Here is an 18,054-nt window from a genome sequence, read left to right on the forward strand (position 1 = left end):
TCAAAACAACAAATAATCTTAAAATGATTGACTCACCGACAAGTTGATATAATATAAATTAACTCTTATAAAGGATATTGTTATGTTGGCAAACTATTCCTATCTAAAAGGAATCGTATCACAGGATTTAGAAGATCGTACAAAACACACAGAGACTCATCATAATCTTATAGTACAAGCCAACAAATTAGAATATCAAGTAAATATAGATATTCAGTCTGATTCTAGAGCTAATGTTAAACTATACTATGTCGATCAGTTGAATAATAATGAGTTGTTAACTAATTTAGCTAAATTAGGAAATGAGGGATTATTTCGCTTAGATAAGTTAAATCAAGCCTATAGACTTGATTATTTTCGCAGTGGAATTTTGCCAGTAGATTATTTAAAGAATAGTTTAGCAAAATCATGGCAAGAAATTTCATCTTTGCTAGACATGCATATTATCCGTGGTACAAAGATATGTATTTTAGGTGAGTCTTATGATGATACTGAAACAAGGGAAGTAGTACCTTATGGATTACAGCTAAAACAACAACATTCTCAACTTCCTCCTAGAGGTATACATGATATACATCTGAATCAGGGGAACTATAACCCACACAGTAAAGATAATGGCATTTATCAGGATGGGGCTATATTCATAGAAACCCCTAATAATAGTATTAAAGCCTTTTTCTTCATGTTTGATGAACAATCTTTGAATACTGATGATTCAGGTAACCCTGTTGATGATGAGTGAATTGACTAACCCGACTTGTCATTGCGAGAAGACCTTACGTCCTCAAGCCGTCATTGCGAGGAGCCGCTAAAAGCGGCGACGCGGCAATCCAAGAAAAAGTGAATAGAAATGGATTGCTTCGTCGGTCTGGCGACCTCCTCGTAATGACAGTCGGATTAGTTATAAATATAATAAAAGCGAAAAAGAAAAATTTATATGAAAAATTATAGAATTGAAACCGATTCATTTGGAGAAATCAAAGTAGACGATCAATTTTACTGGGGGGCGGGAACTCAAAGGTCTCTTGAGAATTTTAAGATAGGCGAGCAAAAAATGCCTATTCAGTTGATTAAGGCACTAGCAATTTTAAAAAAATGTGCAGCAAAGGTCAATAAAGAATTAGGCGATCTTAAGCCTGAAATATCAGAAGCAATAGATCAAGCTACCTCTAGAATATTAAAAGGGGAATTTGATGATCAATTTCCTTTAGTAGTATGGCAGACTGGCTCTGGTACTCAGACTAACATGAATATCAATGAGGTAATAGCCTCTATTGGTAATGAACAATTAGTAGGCAAGAAGGGTGGTAAATCGCCAATTCATCCAAATGATCATGTAAATATGGCACAATCATCCAACGACTCGTTTCCAACTGCTATGCATATCGCAACCATACTCGCTAGTAAACAACAATTAATTCCAGCATTAACCAGCCTACATTCGGCGTTAAATACCAAAGCTACAGCTTGGAATAATATAGTTAAGATAGGACGTACTCATTTGCAGGACGCTACGCCAATAACGCTTGGGCAAGAATTTTCTGGTTATGTAACGCAAATAGCCTATGCCATAGAACGAGTTGAGGAATCACTAAAAAGAGTATATTTTTTAGCCCAAGGTGGAACTGCAGTGGGGACTGGTATTAATTGTCGTAAAGAATTTGCTGTAAGATTCTCTGATCAAGTTGCTGCATATACCAACTATCCTTTCAAAAGTGCTGCTAATAAATTTGAAGCATTAGCTACTCATGATGCATTAGTAGAATTTTCTGGTACTCTAAATACCATAGTAGGAAGTTTAATGAAAATGGCTAATGACATTAGGCTATTAGGATCGGGACCAAGATGTGGTTTTGGTGAATTACATTTACCGGAAAATGAGCCTGGTTCTTCAATTATGCCAGGTAAGGTTAATCCAACACAAATTGAAGCATTGACTATGGTTTGCGTGCAGGTTATGGGCAATAATCTTGCAGTAGCTATAGCCGGATCAAACGGTCATCTTGAATTAAATACATTTAAGCCGGTTATAATATATAATATTTTGCAGTCAATAGAGTTGATTTCTGCTAGCATCAATAGTTTTGTTACGCATTGTATTGAAGGTTTAGAGCCGAATATAGAACGTATTAATAAGCTGAGAGAGCAATCGCTGATGTTAGTGACAGCCTTAAATCCGCATATAGGTTATGATAATGCGGCAAAAGTTGCAAAAAAAGCCTATCAAGAAGGTATAACTTTAAGAGAAGCTGCTATAAAATTAAATTTTTTATCAGGTGAGGAGTTTGATCGCTTAGTGGTAGCAAAAAATATGGTATAATTAGACTGATGCTCTTTATGAAATATATTTTATGGTAGAAATTTTCAGATTCTTTATTATACTAAAAACAATTTATATTTAACAGGTAAAATATTATTATGGCTTTACATCTCAAAGCACCAGAAAATGTAATTCTTAAACCAATTATCACAGTATTTGGTGTTGGAGGAGCTGGTGGTAATGCAATAAATAATATGCTACTTGCCAAATTACAAGGAGCAAACTTTGTTGTTGCCAATACTGATGCCCAATCACTCGAACATTCATTATGCGACAACAAAATACAGTTAGGTGTTGCGATTACTAAAGGTCTTGGAGCTGGTGCGTCTCCAGAAATCGGGGCTTTAGCAGCTGAAGAATCAGCTGACGAGATTAAGGGGCATTTAGAAGGTAGCAATATGGTGTTTATCACTGCTGGTATGGGTGGAGGTACTGGTACAGGTGCTTCTCCGGTTGTGGCAAAGATCGCTAAGGAGCTAGGAATTCTTACTGTGGGGGTAGTCACTAAACCTTTTCATTTTGAAGGAAAACATAGAATTAAAACTGCTGAACAAGGTTTACTAGAACTACAAAGATTTGTTGATACTTTGATAGTAATACCGAATCAAAATTTATTTCGTATAGCAAATGAAAATACTACCTTTGCCGATGCCTTTAAAATGGCAGATGATGTATTACATGCCGGAGTCAGAGGGGTTACTGATTTGATGATCATGCCAGGTCTGATTAACCTAGACTTTGCTGACATTAGAACAGTGATGAGTGAAATGGGTAAAGCTATGATGGGTACGGGAGAAGCATCTGGTGAGGATAGGGCGGTTAAGGCAGCTGAAGCGGCTATCTCTAATCCACTATTAGATCATAACTCAATGCGTGGTGCTAGAGGGGTGTTAATTAACATTACTGGTGGTGCGGATATGACCTTATTTGAGGTTGATAGTGCGGCTAATAGAATTAGAGAAGAAGTAGGGGATAGCGATGCTAATATTATTTTTGGTTCAACGTTTAATCAAGAATTAAATGGTGTTATTCGGGTATCGGTAGTTGCTACTGGTATTGATGCTGATCAAGTCATAAGCAACAAACCCCAACCTATTGAATCAGTAACTAGTAGTCCTGCAAGTTGTGCACAGGTAGCTAATAACCCTAATTTAACAGAGACAATTATTTTAGAAGAAATCCCAGATTTTGCTCAATATGCTGGTGAGAAGGCTAATTTAGTGGATTCTGAAATACAACCTTTAAATTTAAGTGTTCAAGCAACATCAGTTAATATACCAAATCAATCAACTATAAGTAGTAAAGATGCCAAATCATCTTTACTCAGTAGAATGTGGAATTCACTAAAATCCAATACTAATCAAAATCAAGAGCAAATCAAAAACCATATTCCTCCAATTTCTCAAAAGAGCGATGTAGACGTTGATGTCCATGATATTCCAGCTTTTTTAAGGAAACCGAAATAATTTGTAAATGTTCACGGATTCTTTCATCATAAGAAAATAGTAAAAAATCTCGAGTACTGCCGACAACCTACTAGTTGGTGGTTTTTATGGACACAACCTTGGTACTATATAACTGTGTAACATTAGACCTTTACTTGTAAGATTAATATGACCTTTATCGCCTAACTCCTCATCCCACTGAAGTAAACCTAGCTTTTTATAGTATGTTGCCTTTTGTATATCCAAAATCTCAAATAATTGTTTACTAGTTCTTTTTTGTATAAGGTCAATATTTATACCTTTTTCAAGACGTAGTCCCATCATCAACATTTCTTCGGTTATTTCTTGCATAGAAAGTTTATTGATATGTTGAACGCCACAGCCCAAGCTCTTAACAGTTTGCAACCATTTTTCTGGCTTATGCCACATCATGATACTATAGAGATTAGATGTAAAATCACTATAGTCAATTGATGAGAAGTTGGTGACGTCGTCGCTCAATGCTCGCTTATTACTTATAGGCGTCGCTCCATCGTTCCTAGCCCCAAATTCTCCTGAATTAACTATATCGTACATATTAACTCTACTATGGGCACCTGGGCCTATACCTAGATAATTATCATATTGCCAATATGTCAAATTATGCTTACATTCATGACCTAATATAGCATAATTTGATATTTCATACCTAAGATATCCTTGTGACTTTAAGTATAAATTAGTCCATTCATACTGATCAGCTGCTTGATCTGAGCTTGGTATAGTCAAATTCCCATCGTTAAACAATTTGTAGAATAACGTACCTTTTTCGATGACTAGTTGATATAATGAGATATGACCTGAGGCAAGTTGCATAGCATTGGTCAGTTCGTCTTGCCAACTTTTTAGAGTTTGGTTACTTCTTGCATAAATTAGGTCAAAAGATATTCTGGGAAAAATGCGACGAGCTGTTTCAATAGTTTTGATTGCTTGCCCCACATCATGTTGTCGCCCTAAACTCTTTAAGTCATTTTCCACTAAAGACTGAACGCCAATTGATACCCTATTTATTCCAGCTAATCTAAAGTCTTTAAATTTCTCGGTCTCAAATGAAGTAGGATTTGTTTCTAAAGTAATTTCTGTGTACTCATCTATTGTTGCTAGATTTGCTATTTTGCTAATGATTCCTTCAACAACAAATGGCTTCATTAAAGATGGGGTGCCACCACCAAAAAAAATAGATTTTATATATTTATGACCTATAGTATCCTTGAAATGATTCAGTTCCAACTCATAACATTTCAGCCAATCATTATGGTCTACTTTATCTGAAACATGAGAATTAAAGTCACAATACGGACATTTTGATAGACAGAATGGCCAGTGTATATATATCGATAATGGTTCTTTCATGTTTATATAGTCAATTGATGAGAAGTTGGGGACGTCGTCGCTCAGTACTCATAAACGTCAGTTTAAGAAAACAATAATTGAAAAACTATCGTTGCGAGGAGATATTAGGTCGACGAAGCAATCCAAAAAAACTATTAAAATGGATTGCCACGCCACCTAGGGTGGCTCGCAATGACGCCAATTTACTATGGCTAAATAAATATTGTTGAAAAACAATAAACACATAAATATCCATAAAGTTACGTTATGGTATGTATTTATTCATCATTATAGTATTAAAATTTGAACATCACTAGAGCAATCAGAAAAGTTTTTTAATCGTAATTTTGTATCCCACTCATCTTTAAGTATACTATAGTATACTGTATCTCGGCGTCTATCATCAGGCATGAGAGTGTGGCTTCGCAACACACCTTCTTCAGTTGCTCCAATTTTAACAAGCCCACCTTTAGCTCTTACATTAAGTGCATCTGTTTTAAACTCCACCCTTTCCATATTCAGGTAATCAAACGCAAAATGTAACAAAAGAAACTTTGTATTTTTATTAATACCACTTCCTTGAAATAATGTTTCTATCCAACTCCAACCTATTTCTATCCTGCTGTCTTTCGGAGAATAATTCCCAAAAGCCGTTGATCCAACAGTTTTCCCTGTTTTCTGATCTTCAATAGCAAAATGATATCGCAAACCCAACTTTCTTTGTTGTATGGCGTCATCAATGTAGTCGTTCATATCTTGTACTTGGTGCATTTTAATAGCAAAATATTTCCAAATGGCATAATCAGAATGGAACCGAGCAAACGTGGATATATCCTCTGTGTTTAATGGTCTCAATCTTAATAACGCATTATTGCAGATAATATCATGCTCAAAAAAGCTACCATTATTCTTAGCTAAAGCTAGCTTAAAATTAGTGAATACATTGTCCATATTTTTCCCAGTATTTATGCTAACGTATGACTTAAAGTAATTAGAAAGGATTGCTTCGTCGACCTTACGGTCTCCTTGCAATGACGACTGAAATATCTAAATAGATTTTAAACAGGTGTTGGCACTTGTTGTAGTATAAAGTTTTTCACTTTCTCAAATGCAGTATTTTCAATCTGTCTAATCCTTTCCTTAGAAATTTTATATTCCATACTAAGAATATCGAGGGTTTTTGGAGAATCTGTTAATTTACGCTCAGTAAGAATATGTAATTCGCGATCATTTAAGATCTTCATCGCTTGTGTTAACAAGTTATGCTTATTAGCAGAATCCTCTTGGCTAATTAATCTTAGCTCTTGACTTGGACGAGTTTCTGGTAAAAATTCAATTAATTCGCTACTACTATTATCATCACCATTTACCAAATTGTTCAATGATAAGTCCGGACCAGATAATCTAGCATTCATTTCACTAACTTCATTGGTAGTCACTCCAAGTTCTTGAGCAATTTGAACAAAATCTTGATCTGTGACAGCCCTTGAATATAGGTTGGCAATTTTATGCTTAATTTTACCAAGGCTAAAGAATAATTTTTTTTGTGCTGCCGTAGTACCCATTTTAACTAAAGACCAAGATTTCAAGACATATTCATGGATTGAAGCTTTAATCCACCACAAAGCATAAGTAGACAAGCGAAAACCCAAATCAGGATTATATTTTTTTACTGCTTGCATAAGACCTAAATTTCCTTCTGATACAAGCTCGTTTAGAGGTAACCCATAATTCCTATATCTAATGGCAATTTTTGCTACTAATTTCAAGTGGCTAGTTACTAACTTATGAGCAGCTTCTAGATCATTTTGTTCAAGATAGGCTTTGGCAAGTAAAAATTCCTCCTCTTGTGAGAGTGATGGAACTTTATTAATTTTTTGCAAATATTGATAAAATCCTGATTCTGCAGAAATTACTGGCACACTGATTTTGTTAGTCATATAATACCTTAAAATAGGTTGTTTTATTAAAACGAATATATAATATCATAAGTTTAAGATATTTTAAATAGACTTTTCGTAAAAAGTTAAAATTTGATTTTTTACAATCCAAATAGAGAGAAATGTTTACAGATTCTAATAGACGTTCCAATAGGAAGTTTGCCTTAGCCTTAGTTAGCTTAGCATTTAGTATGGTTTTTTTAAGCTTTGCATCGATACCAATTTATAATTTATTTTGTAAAGTCACTGGTTATGGCGGCACCACCGTAAGACAGGAATTTAATATATATTCCCCTAAAAAGGGAACTAGAATGATAACTATAGAATTTGACTCTAATGTTGATAGTAATTTACCTTGGCGATTTATTCCTAAACAAAGAAGGGCTACAGTTATTCCAGGACAAAATACACTAATTTTTTACGAGTCTGAAAATCTAAGCAACGATGATATAATAGGAACTTCCGTTTATAATGTTACACCCAATAAAGCCGGTAAATATTTTGTTAAAATACATTGTTTTTGTTTTGAAGAACAGTTATTAAAAGCAAGAGAGAAAATGTTAATGCCCGTAACATTTTTTATAGACCCTGATTTTGAGGAAGATAAAGAAATGAATGATGTTGAGACAATAACCCTATCTTATAGCTTCTATAAAGTCAGGGTTGTTGAAAAAGATCCAATGAAATTCAAATAATAATTTAAAAAAGTGAAAATTTAGTATATATTTCTACTTTCAATAGATAATTTTAATAAAAAAAGTTAATTATTTTATGACTATAACCATTCATACAGCCGAAGACTTTAAGAAAATGCATATTGCAGGTAAACTTGCTGCGGAAACCTTAGATTTCATTACTAATTATGTAAAACCAGGGGTAAGTACCATTTATTTAAATGATCTTTGCCATGACTTTATTGTATCCAATAATGCAATCCCTGCACCTTTAAACTATAATGGCTTCCCAAAATCAATTTGCACTTCTGTTAACCATGTAGTATGCCATGGTATCCCAAATGATAAACTCCTTAAGAATGGTGATATCATAAACATTGACGTTACCGTAATTGTTGATGGATGGTACGGTGACACTAGTAGAATGTTTTACGTTGGTGATGTAGGAATTAAAGCAAAACGCTTAGTGCAAGTTACTTATGATGCTATGATGATAGGAATTGAACTAGTGAAGCCAGGAGTACATTTAGGAACTATCGGAAATGCTATACAAACTTATGTTGAGAAGCATAATTATTCAGTTGTTAGAAATTATACTGGTCACGGGATAGGGCGTATATTCCATACAAAACCGGATGTTCTACATTACGGGAAAGTTGGCACTGGCTTGGTATTAGAAGAAGGTATGTTTTTTACTATTGAACCAATGGTAAATGCTGGACATCACTCTACCCATCTAAGTAAATTAGACGATTGGACAGTTACCACAAGTGATAAATCATTATCAGCACAATTTGAGCATAGTTTGGGGGTAACCAAAGATGGTTTTGACATTTTTACTTTGTCACCAAAACACTTGACATATCCACCTTATAAAATAGATTTATAATAGAACAATATGAAAGATGATACTCCTCATTATATTGGACATAGACAACGTCTAAGGCAACGTATTGTTACGTCTGCAGAAAATCTTGCGGATTATGAATTACTTGAAATGATATTATTTTCTGTAATACCTAGAAAAGATGTAAAACCATTAGCGAAGGAATTACTAACGCGATTTGGTAGTCTGGCTGATTTAATAAATACAGATAAAGAAAAACTACTTAATATTAAGGGGACTAATGATAATTTATACATAAATTTTGTTACTATGCGTGAATTAACTAATAGAATGCTAAAACAAAAAGTAATAAATCAAAATGTCATTAGCTCTTGGAGCATTCTAATAGATTATCTGAAAGCAACTATGGGTAATATGAAAACAGAACAGTTTCGTATCTTATTTCTAAATAAAAAGAATGTCCTGATTGCTGATGAAGTTTTAAGCCAAGGAACCATAGATCAGGCAACAATATATCCAAGAGAAATAATTAAAAGAGCTTTATTTAATGAAGCTGGGGCAATTATACTGGTACATAATCATCCAAGTGGTGTTAGTAAGCCTTCAAATACTGATATTAAACTAACACACAAAATAGTAGAAACTTGTGCTAATGTAAATATATCTGTCCATGACCACGTAATTATTGCAGCTAATGAATATTTCAGTTTTAAATCTAATATGTTGTTATGAGTGATTTTATTAATTATAATTTTTTATTTTTGTTCTCTTTTATAGCAACAAGTTTTTTTACTTGGCTATTGATTTTTAATCTTCCATCTTTTGGAATGGTGGACATACCAGATCCACGTAGAGTACACAATAAAATTACACCAAGAGGAGGTGGGATTGCTATAGTAATAGTGGTAATAATTGGTCTTATCACCTATGAATATTTTGTAACAGAAATGTTAATAAACTCAATTAAAATTGTACCATTATTACTGATCATTTCTACAATTTCATTTTTAGATGATCTTGTCTCTATTCCTGTATTTATAAGACTAATTATTCACATAATTTGTTCCACAATAAGCATTATATTATTTTTATCTCCAGCATTACTGTTTCATCACGAATTACCACTATATATTGATTTTGTGTTATCCATAATATACTTGATTACCTTTTTAAATATTTACAATTTTCTTGATGGAATAGATGGTATTAGTGGTGCTGAATCTATTCATTTATCCATCACCATATTGATACTTTGTTATTTAAAGTATGATACAATAATAAATATAAATTTTATTATTGTACTTAATATCATTATATTGGGATGTTCTATAGGTTTTTTGATATTTAACTGGCATCCTGCTAAAATTTTTATAGGAGACGTAGGCAGCATAAGTCTAGGATTTTTATTAGGTTTATGTTTAATACTTATTTCAGCTTCTAGTATTCATTTATTTATTGCTTCATCTATTGCTAGCTTATATTACATGACCGATGGAGGACTAACCATATTAATTAGACTACTTAATAAGGAGAAGATTTGGCAACCTCATTTAAAGCATTTTTTTCAAAAGGCAGTGAAAAATGGTAAAAGTCATAGGGAAGTAGTGTGTAGAATTATAATATGCAACATATTGCTGATGGTATTATCCATCACTTCTCTGTATTTTCCTTTAGTATCAACTATTTTTGCTGTATTAGTAGTAATGGTTACAATCATTAATTTTGCCCATGAAACCACTCAGCCATGACATCAACATAATTATTAGAAGAATCTTTGGCAAACAGCACCCATTGCTTGCAGAAATTATGATTAATTGGAATAAGATTGTTGGAGCGAAATTTAGTAGCAAAACTACCCCTCTAAAAATATCTAGAATTAAAGAGAAAGGACAATTAATAAATATTTTACATGTACAAGCAGAAAATTCGAGCATTGCTTTAGAAATATCATACTATCAACAGATAATCATTGAGCGTATTTCGGTTTATCTAGGCTTTAAGGCTATACATAGCATAAAAACTACAATATATGGCACTTTTAACAAAATAATTTGATATAAAGATAAAGCTATGGTAAGAATTAATTAAGCAATAAAGGTAATGGTATGGACCTACCCTATATACAGAATGAGAAGCAAATGCTAATCTTCTAGGATAGGAAATGAATCCTAAACAACAATAAGGAGGTCCATATGGAAGTTACCACTGGGCAAGAGAATTAACAAAATTAGGTCATAATGTAAAACTAATGGCTCCACAATTTGTTAAGCCTTATGTTAAAAATAATAAAAATGATCAGCAGATAGCGAAGCAATATGCGAGGCAGTAGCAAGACCTAATATGAGGTTTGTGCCTATCAAAACTGCAGAGCAACAAGATATTTTATTTATTCATAGAGTAAGGCAGCGAGTGGTAAAAAACCTTACTGCACTTGCTAATGAGATCAGGGGATTATTACATGAATTTGGTTTTGTTATTGCACAGGTAAGTAGAAATTTAATAGATTCTGATCCTGAATATGCGAAAGAATGATAATATTGATGGTAAATAAGACAAACCTTAGCTTATGAAAAAACTGAACTGAACAATGGCTCTTTAGAAGTCGAAAAGATGATAAGTATAAGTTTGTAAGCCAGCGAATTCCATCAGGGCTATAGGGTAAATTTAAAGTGATTTATTAACTATAAGCCGGATACATGACTGCATTCGATTTTCTGCTGTTATATATTATTTTTTTCTTGCATTATCTGGTAGGTCCATACAAGGTTCAATGTACTAAAAAGTTTCGATGTTTCTGCAAACTTAACCCTTCTTCCCGACTTCCGTAGTTTTTATTAAGAGGAAGTCTTGCAAGCCTTAGTTTATAAGGGGTGTAGATTTTAGGCACAACATTATTTGCTTATTTTAGATATATTTCTATAGCATCTGAGCGTTTAAGATTGAAGGTTTTATAAATCTTCCTTGCATCATTTTTCATGTTGCCTGGTAGCCTATACAAATCTCCTGTTGTTGTATGCCTTAAAATTGAAGATTGTACTCCCACTAATAACTCAACTATATTAGTTACACTGATTTTTTGGGTAAGTGCTACTTTATATTCTATTTGTTTAAGCACAGCAAAACTCATATAGCACATACCAATATGTGCTTCAATTCTCTTACTTGTCCAATGAAAAATTGGTCGCATTTGCAAATTATGCTTATTGATTCTAAATTGTTCTTCAATTACCCATAATCTGCCATTATAATAGGTAATTTACTTTGTAAATAGTTGACTTCATAATAATATACCATTGCTAAAATAAATTCCCTATAGGTTGCTAATGAAAAATCATAGAAAATGATAAGGAAGCCATGCGGTTTTCAAGGAGAAATTTAGTCATTTTTTATAGATGCGACAAAACCAGGAAAAGTTATTGACTCATAATTACTTTATTAGTATATTTTTTCCTCTAATAAGGAATAATTAATAGCTATATGAGAATTTTTATTACTATTTTTACATTAATATTTTGTTTTTCAACTTATACTATTGCTGATAGTTCAAGTAGTGCAGTGCTAGTTACTGGATCAACTGGTGCATTTGGAGAGGCAGTTTGCTTATCTCTGGCATCAGAAGGATATAATTTATTAATCACTGGCAGAAATGAGAAAAAATTAAAATCTCTCAAAAATAAGTTACAAACAAAACATCCAAGTACAAAAGTTGAAACACTAAAAATAGATTTTTCTGATTTTAAAACTATTAAAGCTGCAGCAAATAAAACAGACGGAGTATCACTCAAAGCAGTTGTGCTAATTGGTCCAAGACCATCATTACGTAAAAATGGTTTTCCAAGTACACAAGAATGGTCTGAAGAATTTCAAAAAACTTTTGTTGCTCCACTTGAAGCACTGCGTATATTTGGAGAGAAGATCGAAAATAATGGTAGTATTGTTATAATATCAGGTAGTAGTTCTAAAAATTATTTGCCTAATTATCAGAATACTAATGTATTACGGCTTGCTTGGATAGGTGAAGTAAAAAACCTTGTACAATTCTTTGCTGTTCGTAAAATTCGTGTTAATGCAGTCTCTCCAGGTATAATTTTAACTGAGTATCACAAGAAGAGAATTGAGGAAAAAGCTAAGTTGAATAATACCACTTTTCAAGCACAGCTATCTTTGGATACAGCGGCTATACCTCTTAGATCATATGGGCATACCGACGATGTAGCCAATTTAATATCTTTTTTAATTTCAGATAAGTCTGTACACCTAAATGGCTCAAATATTCTACTTGATGGGGGTGAATCTACTGCTTATTAGGGATAGTAAATATTTTTAGTGATATATTCCCTGGGTCTTTTGCGATTCTAGGAGGCTACCTGCGATAACTAATTAATTATATTTTGAGCTATTTTTCGGAGAGAATAGATATGATTTTTGCAGGAATAGTGTACCTATTTCAAAAAAATCATGTTTATTCGCAGCCAAAAAGAGTCAAATATAGAATTACTTTAGTTATTGTAAGTAGCCTCCTAAACTTACTTGCTTGTTAGGGATTAGAGCCAAGGTATTTTTAAAGCATAATTCTTTAATTTTAGGTATCTGCTCCTGCAACTTATCCATCATACGATATATGGCTTCTAAATCATGGTTTTTGTCAAATTGTTCGCTTAAATATTGTGCTAGACCACGCTTACTATCGGGTTTTACCATACGAGCTAATACCAAATCACGAAGCATCTCAGAATCACGTTTACGTTGCATTAGTTGGTTGAAATCCATTTGATCGTAAACATATCCGCCTACCTCATGCACCCCTTCTACAAGCCGAGCAGTCTCAACTATTTCGTCTAATTTAACTTGATTAACAGGGATAATATCCGATAGTTGCTTTTTGACTGGGCGACCTTTTTTGCTAGCTGAGTCATCATCAGCAAAGAAGCGGCCCTGACCGGAAGCTGTTGCCCGTTCAGCTTTAATCTTTACAATTAAATCCTCTGCTAATGCAACTAATTTGGCTTCTTCTGTATCATCGAAGAATACCCCTAAATGTCGGACAATACGTTGTTTGACATTACCTTTGCTATCTCGGTATCCTTCAACCATGTATTGATTGCCTTGGACTATTTGGTGTTTTTTTATGACGTATGTACATATAGATAACTGTAGAATTAATATGTATAATATATTTTTATATCATAACAAATTGTTTACTAGGCACAACAAACCGCCTAAAAAATCATTTCCCAGCTCTATGGCTCCTCCATATCCTCTTTTCCCATCTTTCAACATTTTCTTGCGGAAGTCTGGAGGATAGTTTAAAAGTCGTAATTTTAAGCCACCAAGATCCAAATTTATTATTTGTACTGTTAATTATAATATAAAGACTATTTATATCCACTTTCTTTAGTTTAATATTATTATTAAGTTTAAAGTAATAGTCAACTTACATTTTTCCAACCAATCCTCAAGGACAATTATACTTAATTCATAAATTAGGTAAAATTTTATGTATAGATTCTTTTAGGTTATTTTTAATTTTCTGAAATTCTTCCGTGATATTATTTAGTTTACTTATTTTTTCTAGAAATTCTTTCATTTCATTTTTTTTAAGTAATGGTATGTGTATATTACAAAGCTGCTCATAAGTTAAGTTTGCCCTAACAGCTCCATACTTTGTATCATATTTGCCAATAATGGCTAAATAATATTTTGATTTTAAAACATGTAATAAATATTCGGATGGTAGAGTATCTTGGAATTTTTTTAAAACTCTAAATACGATATAGATACCACTTACATATCCACCATTTAACTCCTCAGAAACTAAACCTAAAGAGCCAACGTTAATCCTATGCGGATTATATACCAAATCTCCAGCTTGAACATGCTTATATTTTTGGTTGATGTCCTCGCCTTTTAAAATTTCATTGTCAAAAATACCAATACTATTACTTACCCCTAAAATTCTAAAATCTGTAATTGGCTGTAAAGACGGTTCTATTTTTTCTGTTATCTCCTCAATATAATCACCAAGTTTTATAATATCACCTTTTAAATTAGCAAAAATATCTAAATAATCATAAATCCATAAACTATAGCTATTCTTGGCTATTTCAGTTGATGGTATTATGGCAGATTCAATCTCTGCAACAGCCTTTTTATTATTGAAAGCATCAAGTGCAACTGGTAAATCATTATCCTTAATTGGCTTCTTTCTTGAACTAAGTTCATGACCAACCGCATTAATTGCAAAAAAGAACGTGTCTGAGATCTTTCTGTTTTTCTCGAAATATATAATACTTGTTTTTGTTGGGGTGTAAGGTTCAAAAAGCTTTCTTGGCAATGAAACAATAGAAACATTTGATGAGTTATTAAAAATATACTCTCTCACCTTTCCAACATTGCCCCCATCTGAAACAAAATTTTCTTTTACAAGTAAACAGCCTCTACCACCTGGTTTTAAAGCTTCAAAGCAATGCAAAGGACAAATAGCGTCACCATTATTTGATTGAATGGGATATAAATACCCAAACCTTGTTTGTTGCGAATATGGTGGATTTGTAATTACAATATCATATTTTTGATTTACATAGTCAGAAAGGGTATCTTGTTTTTTGATATTACTATGTCCGTCTCCAAACAAAATCATATTCATTTTTGCAATTCTTGCATTAACAGTAATCTCAGAACCGTAAATTGTTTTTTTCCTTAGAATATTTTGCATCTCGTCGTTAAACGAAGTTCTGATTTTTAAATATCTAAATGCTTCAATTAAAAATCCTCCTGTACCACAAAAAGGGTCATAAATGGTTTCGCCAATTTTAGGATTAACCATACTTATCATTGTTCTTACAATGTTTCTAGGTGTAAAATATTCGCCTAAATCTTTAATTTTGATGCCTTGGTAAGCATTTTTTAAAAAATATTCAAAAGCATCACCATTCACATCACTATCTGAAGCTGTAAGGTTAAGTTTTGAAAGCTCACAAATAATTTCTTCAAAAATATCAGGGGAATTAATAGGGAACGCTTCGCTAAAAATATCACCATACTTCTTGTTAATCTTAATCCACAAAACATCTTTCACATATTGATACAACTCGTTTCCTTTTTTCTGAGAAAAGGAACTCCATCTAAGATACTCATCTAACTTATTTTCTTCACCTCCCAACATCTTTAGAACGGAAATTTCATCAAGAATTTTTAAAAACAAAATATCAGAAAATGCCCCAAATCTGTCAAGCCCTGCTTGCAATCCATCCTCTCTTAGTAAATTAGCCGCACTTTTAAAGATCCTAATAAGTTCGTCTCTTGAATGCTGAATGAAATTTACCGCAGATAGTATTTCAGAGCCCTCATTAACAAATCTGAGTGCCGTATGGTGATTTATAAATTGCCTTACATCTTCCCCGTCAATTTTAAGATTACGCCCATTATACAAATATTGGGTTTCAATATAACTTCCATTATAAGCAAATATAAGCGGCGTATTTAGTGGTTTAGCATACAAATTCAATGCTTGATGCATTGCTAATTGTATAGTTTCATTTGGTTTTTTTGCCTCAATTATTATTATTGGTTCGTTACTTCCTTCCTTGTATAGTACAAAGTCAGGTATTTTACCGTTAAGTAATTCTTTTTGTTTGGTAAGTTTCACTCTTTGTTGATAAACGTTACATCTTGGGTCTTTTTCATCGACAATCCAACCAAGATTAGCAAGTTGAACCAGGATATCATGCGTTACAGATGCTTCTAATCTTTTAGTATACATAAAGAATATTCCAATTTTACAAAAAAGCTTGTTGTACCAACAAATTAAATATATCGTAATTATCTCTGTTATTATATCTAAAACAGAACTCATTAACGTATTTTTGTAAGTATTGTGGTGTATAGTCAATTGATAAGAAGTTGGTGACGTCGTTGCTCAATGCTCGCCTATTACTTATAGGCGTCGCTCCATCGTTCCTAGCCCCAAATTCTCCTGAATTAACTATACATCGCTAGAGACTGCCTGCAATCTCCTAGTTTTTGAATAGCTTCACCAACTTAAAATTAACATATCTCGATCTATTCTGAAACTTTTAAAACGCTCTAATACTGACATACCTAGTAGTGATATATCGAGACCACCAGTACCTATATGAGCTTCAATATTTCTAAAGAAAGCTCTGTTATCAATTACTACACTATCTAATTTCACGGGGGCGGCTGTACTAGTACCATTAGCCGTCGAGTAAATTCTAGTGTAATGTAGTTTTGATAAGTCAAACCCTAGCATTTTAGCATCATTAGTAGTAAGGGCAACATCACTTGCTCCGGTATCAATCATAAATTTAATTTTTACTCCATTTACCAATACGTCAATGTAAAAATGTCCGTCGCTACTACGGCTAATCACTAATTCTCCTTGTTTATTGACCCAATTATATGATGGTATTAGTACGGATACGACTCGTTGTGTGGTATAATTTAATTCAAATCTGAAAGCGTAACCAATAATTATGATCAAAAAAATTAGTCCCCAAATTAATAGCTGAATAGAGACGATCTTTATCCCCTTTTGATTAAAGGAATTATAAACGATACTGATAATAATCAAAATCATTACAAAGCAAGATATACTTTTCTGGCTACTCCAAGAGAACCCAGGAAATTGTGCATCTACCAATTTACGTATCAAGAAGGTAATGACCGTACTAATACATAAAAGCATTGTTAATTTTATAAGACTCTTATTGCTCACATTAAGTCACCTATATTCTCTAAAAATAATCTTGCTCTATGAGATTTTGGCTTTTCAAAAAATTCTGCGGCTGGCTGATCGGCTAGAACTTGTCCGTGATTCATAAAAATTATCCTATCCGCTATCGCTTTGGCAAATTTGATATGGTGAGTAACAACAATCATCGTCATTTGACTTTTTAATAAAGAGATAATTTCAATAATATCTTTAATATTTTCAGGGTCTAAAGCTGAAGTAGGCTCGTCAAATAACATTACCTCTGGATCCATCATTAAGGCTCGACAAATGGCTACTCGCTGTTTTTGTCCTCCAGATAGATTGATAGGAAAAGCAGTAACTTTTTGTTTTAAACCAAATTGCTCTAATAATTTCTCCGCCTTAGAAATGGCAGTCATCTGCTGCATTTTTAAAATATTAACAGGAGCATATATTAAATTATCCTGAACATTTAAGTGTGGGAAAAGATTAAAAGATTGGAAAACCATGCCAATTTTAAGGCAAAGCTTCCTTTTATTCTTTTGAGTTAACTTTTTGTTATCAATAAACACTTGTCCAGTAGTAGGTATTTCTAACGCATTAATAATTCGTAATAAAGTGGATTTACCACTACCAGAAGAACCTATAATCGCTATAGTTTCCTTTTTTTTGAACTCAAGACTAACATCTTTAACAGCATAAATTTTACTATATTTTTTTGAAACCTTATCAACTACTATCATA

At 32.9% G+C, this 18,054-nt stretch carries 16 protein-coding genes and 2 pseudogenes; 10 read left to right on the forward strand and 8 right to left on the reverse strand.

Features of this window, described 5'->3' with window-relative positions; all coding sequences use genetic code 11:
• Positions 1–82: 82 nt before the first annotated feature.
• The 3 genes and pseudogenes from ACFELY_RS03610 to ftsZ all read left to right on the forward strand — a co-directional run.
• Entirely contained in the window at positions 83–742 is a 660-nt protein-coding gene (locus ACFELY_RS03610; RefSeq protein WP_341759510.1) for a DUF2278 family protein, read from the forward strand.
• Positions 743–937: 195 nt separating this feature from the next.
• Positions 938–2,320, forward strand: a complete 1,383-nt coding sequence (gene fumC / locus ACFELY_RS03615) for a class II fumarate hydratase (protein ID WP_375333663.1) — start codon at positions 938–940, stop codon at positions 2,318–2,320.
• 98 nt (positions 2,321–2,418) lie between these two features.
• Positions 2,419–3,409 (forward strand): annotated as a pseudogene (gene ftsZ, locus ACFELY_RS03620) (cell division protein FtsZ); the annotation flags it as partial.
• A gap of 461 nt (positions 3,410–3,870) precedes the next feature.
• Here the strand turns inward: ftsZ and hemW are convergent.
• The 3 genes from hemW to rpoH all read right to left on the reverse strand — a co-directional run bounded on the left by hemW (position 3,871) and on the right by rpoH (position 7,076).
• Positions 3,871–5,157 carry a radical SAM family heme chaperone HemW gene (hemW, locus tag ACFELY_RS03625; protein WP_375333664.1) on the reverse strand — a complete coding sequence of 429 codons (1,287 nt, stop codon included), beginning with the start codon at positions 5,155–5,157 and terminating at the stop codon, positions 3,871–3,873.
• A 267-nt stretch (positions 5,158–5,424) separates the two neighbouring features.
• Entirely contained in the window at positions 5,425–6,087 is a 663-nt protein-coding gene (locus ACFELY_RS03630; protein WP_375333665.1) for a GNAT family N-acetyltransferase, read from the reverse strand.
• Between the two features lie 107 nt (positions 6,088–6,194).
• Complete coding sequence (gene rpoH, locus ACFELY_RS03635; protein WP_375333666.1) at positions 6,195–7,076, reverse strand: RNA polymerase sigma factor RpoH; 882 nt, start codon at positions 7,074–7,076, stop codon at positions 6,195–6,197.
• Positions 7,077–7,198: 122 nt separating this feature from the next.
• Here rpoH and ACFELY_RS03640 point away from each other — a divergent pair, with 122 nt between their 5' ends.
• From ACFELY_RS03640 to ACFELY_RS03665, 6 genes and pseudogenes are all read left to right on the forward strand, one after another.
• Entirely contained in the window at positions 7,199–7,771 is a 573-nt protein-coding gene (locus ACFELY_RS03640; RefSeq protein ID WP_341759504.1) for a cytochrome c oxidase assembly protein, read from the forward strand.
• A gap of 76 nt (positions 7,772–7,847) precedes the next feature.
• On the forward strand, positions 7,848–8,639 hold the full coding sequence (gene map / locus ACFELY_RS03645) for a type I methionyl aminopeptidase (protein WP_341749368.1): 792 nt from the start codon (positions 7,848–7,850) through the stop codon (positions 8,637–8,639).
• A gap of 9 nt (positions 8,640–8,648) precedes the next feature.
• Positions 8,649–9,329 (forward strand): RadC family protein, encoded by a 681-nt coding sequence (gene radC / locus ACFELY_RS03650; protein ID WP_341759503.1) that lies wholly within the window; start codon positions 8,649–8,651, stop codon positions 9,327–9,329.
• The gene (locus ACFELY_RS03655) at positions 9,326–10,345 is read left to right on the forward strand and encodes a UDP-phosphate alpha-N-acetylglucosaminyltransferase (RefSeq protein ID WP_341759502.1); all 1,020 of its coding nucleotides are present in this window, start codon (positions 9,326–9,328) and stop codon (positions 10,343–10,345) included. The genes radC and ACFELY_RS03655 overlap by 4 nt, the downstream gene beginning before the upstream one ends.
• The gene (locus tag ACFELY_RS03660; protein WP_341759501.1) at positions 10,326–10,652 is read left to right on the forward strand and encodes a DUF721 domain-containing protein; all 327 of its coding nucleotides are present in this window, start codon (positions 10,326–10,328) and stop codon (positions 10,650–10,652) included. The genes ACFELY_RS03655 and ACFELY_RS03660 overlap by 20 nt, the downstream gene beginning before the upstream one ends.
• Positions 10,653–10,794: 142 nt before the next feature.
• Positions 10,795–11,081, forward strand: a pseudogene (locus ACFELY_RS03665) (IS110 family transposase); the annotation flags it as partial.
• Between the two features lie 415 nt (positions 11,082–11,496).
• Here the strand turns inward: ACFELY_RS03665 and ACFELY_RS03670 are convergent.
• The gene (locus ACFELY_RS03670; RefSeq protein WP_375333667.1) at positions 11,497–11,784 is read right to left on the reverse strand and encodes a hypothetical protein; all 288 of its coding nucleotides are present in this window, start codon (positions 11,782–11,784) and stop codon (positions 11,497–11,499) included.
• A gap of 290 nt (positions 11,785–12,074) precedes the next feature.
• Here ACFELY_RS03670 and ACFELY_RS03675 point away from each other — a divergent pair, with 290 nt between their 5' ends.
• Positions 12,075–12,905 (forward strand): SDR family oxidoreductase, encoded by an 831-nt coding sequence (locus ACFELY_RS03675; protein WP_375333668.1) that lies wholly within the window; start codon positions 12,075–12,077, stop codon positions 12,903–12,905.
• Positions 12,906–13,100: 195 nt separating this feature from the next.
• Here ACFELY_RS03675 and ACFELY_RS03680 read toward each other — a convergent pair whose 3' ends face one another.
• The 4 genes from ACFELY_RS03680 to ACFELY_RS03700 all read right to left on the reverse strand — a co-directional run bounded on the left by ACFELY_RS03680 (position 13,101) and on the right by ACFELY_RS03700 (position 18,053).
• Positions 13,101–13,691: a hypothetical protein gene (locus tag ACFELY_RS03680; protein ID WP_375333669.1), complete on the reverse strand. Its 591-nt coding sequence runs from the start codon at positions 13,689–13,691 to the stop codon at positions 13,101–13,103.
• 382 nt (positions 13,692–14,073) lie between these two features.
• Positions 14,074–16,359, reverse strand: coding sequence for an N-6 DNA methylase (locus ACFELY_RS03685; RefSeq protein WP_375333670.1), 2,286 nt, complete (start codon positions 16,357–16,359; stop codon positions 14,074–14,076).
• A 270-nt stretch (positions 16,360–16,629) separates the two neighbouring features.
• Positions 16,630–17,304: a TIGR02281 family clan AA aspartic protease gene (locus ACFELY_RS03695; protein ID WP_375334127.1), complete on the reverse strand. Its 675-nt coding sequence runs from the start codon at positions 17,302–17,304 to the stop codon at positions 16,630–16,632.
• A gap of 26 nt (positions 17,305–17,330) precedes the next feature.
• Entirely contained in the window at positions 17,331–18,053 is a 723-nt protein-coding gene (locus ACFELY_RS03700; protein ID WP_094649421.1) for an amino acid ABC transporter ATP-binding protein, read from the reverse strand.
• Position 18,054 lies beyond the last annotated feature (1 nt).

Origin of the sequence: Candidatus Tisiphia endosymbiont of Xenochironomus xenolabis (genome assembly GCF_964264705.1) — a bacterium.
Lineage (GTDB): Bacteria > Pseudomonadota > Alphaproteobacteria > Rickettsiales > Rickettsiaceae > Tisiphia.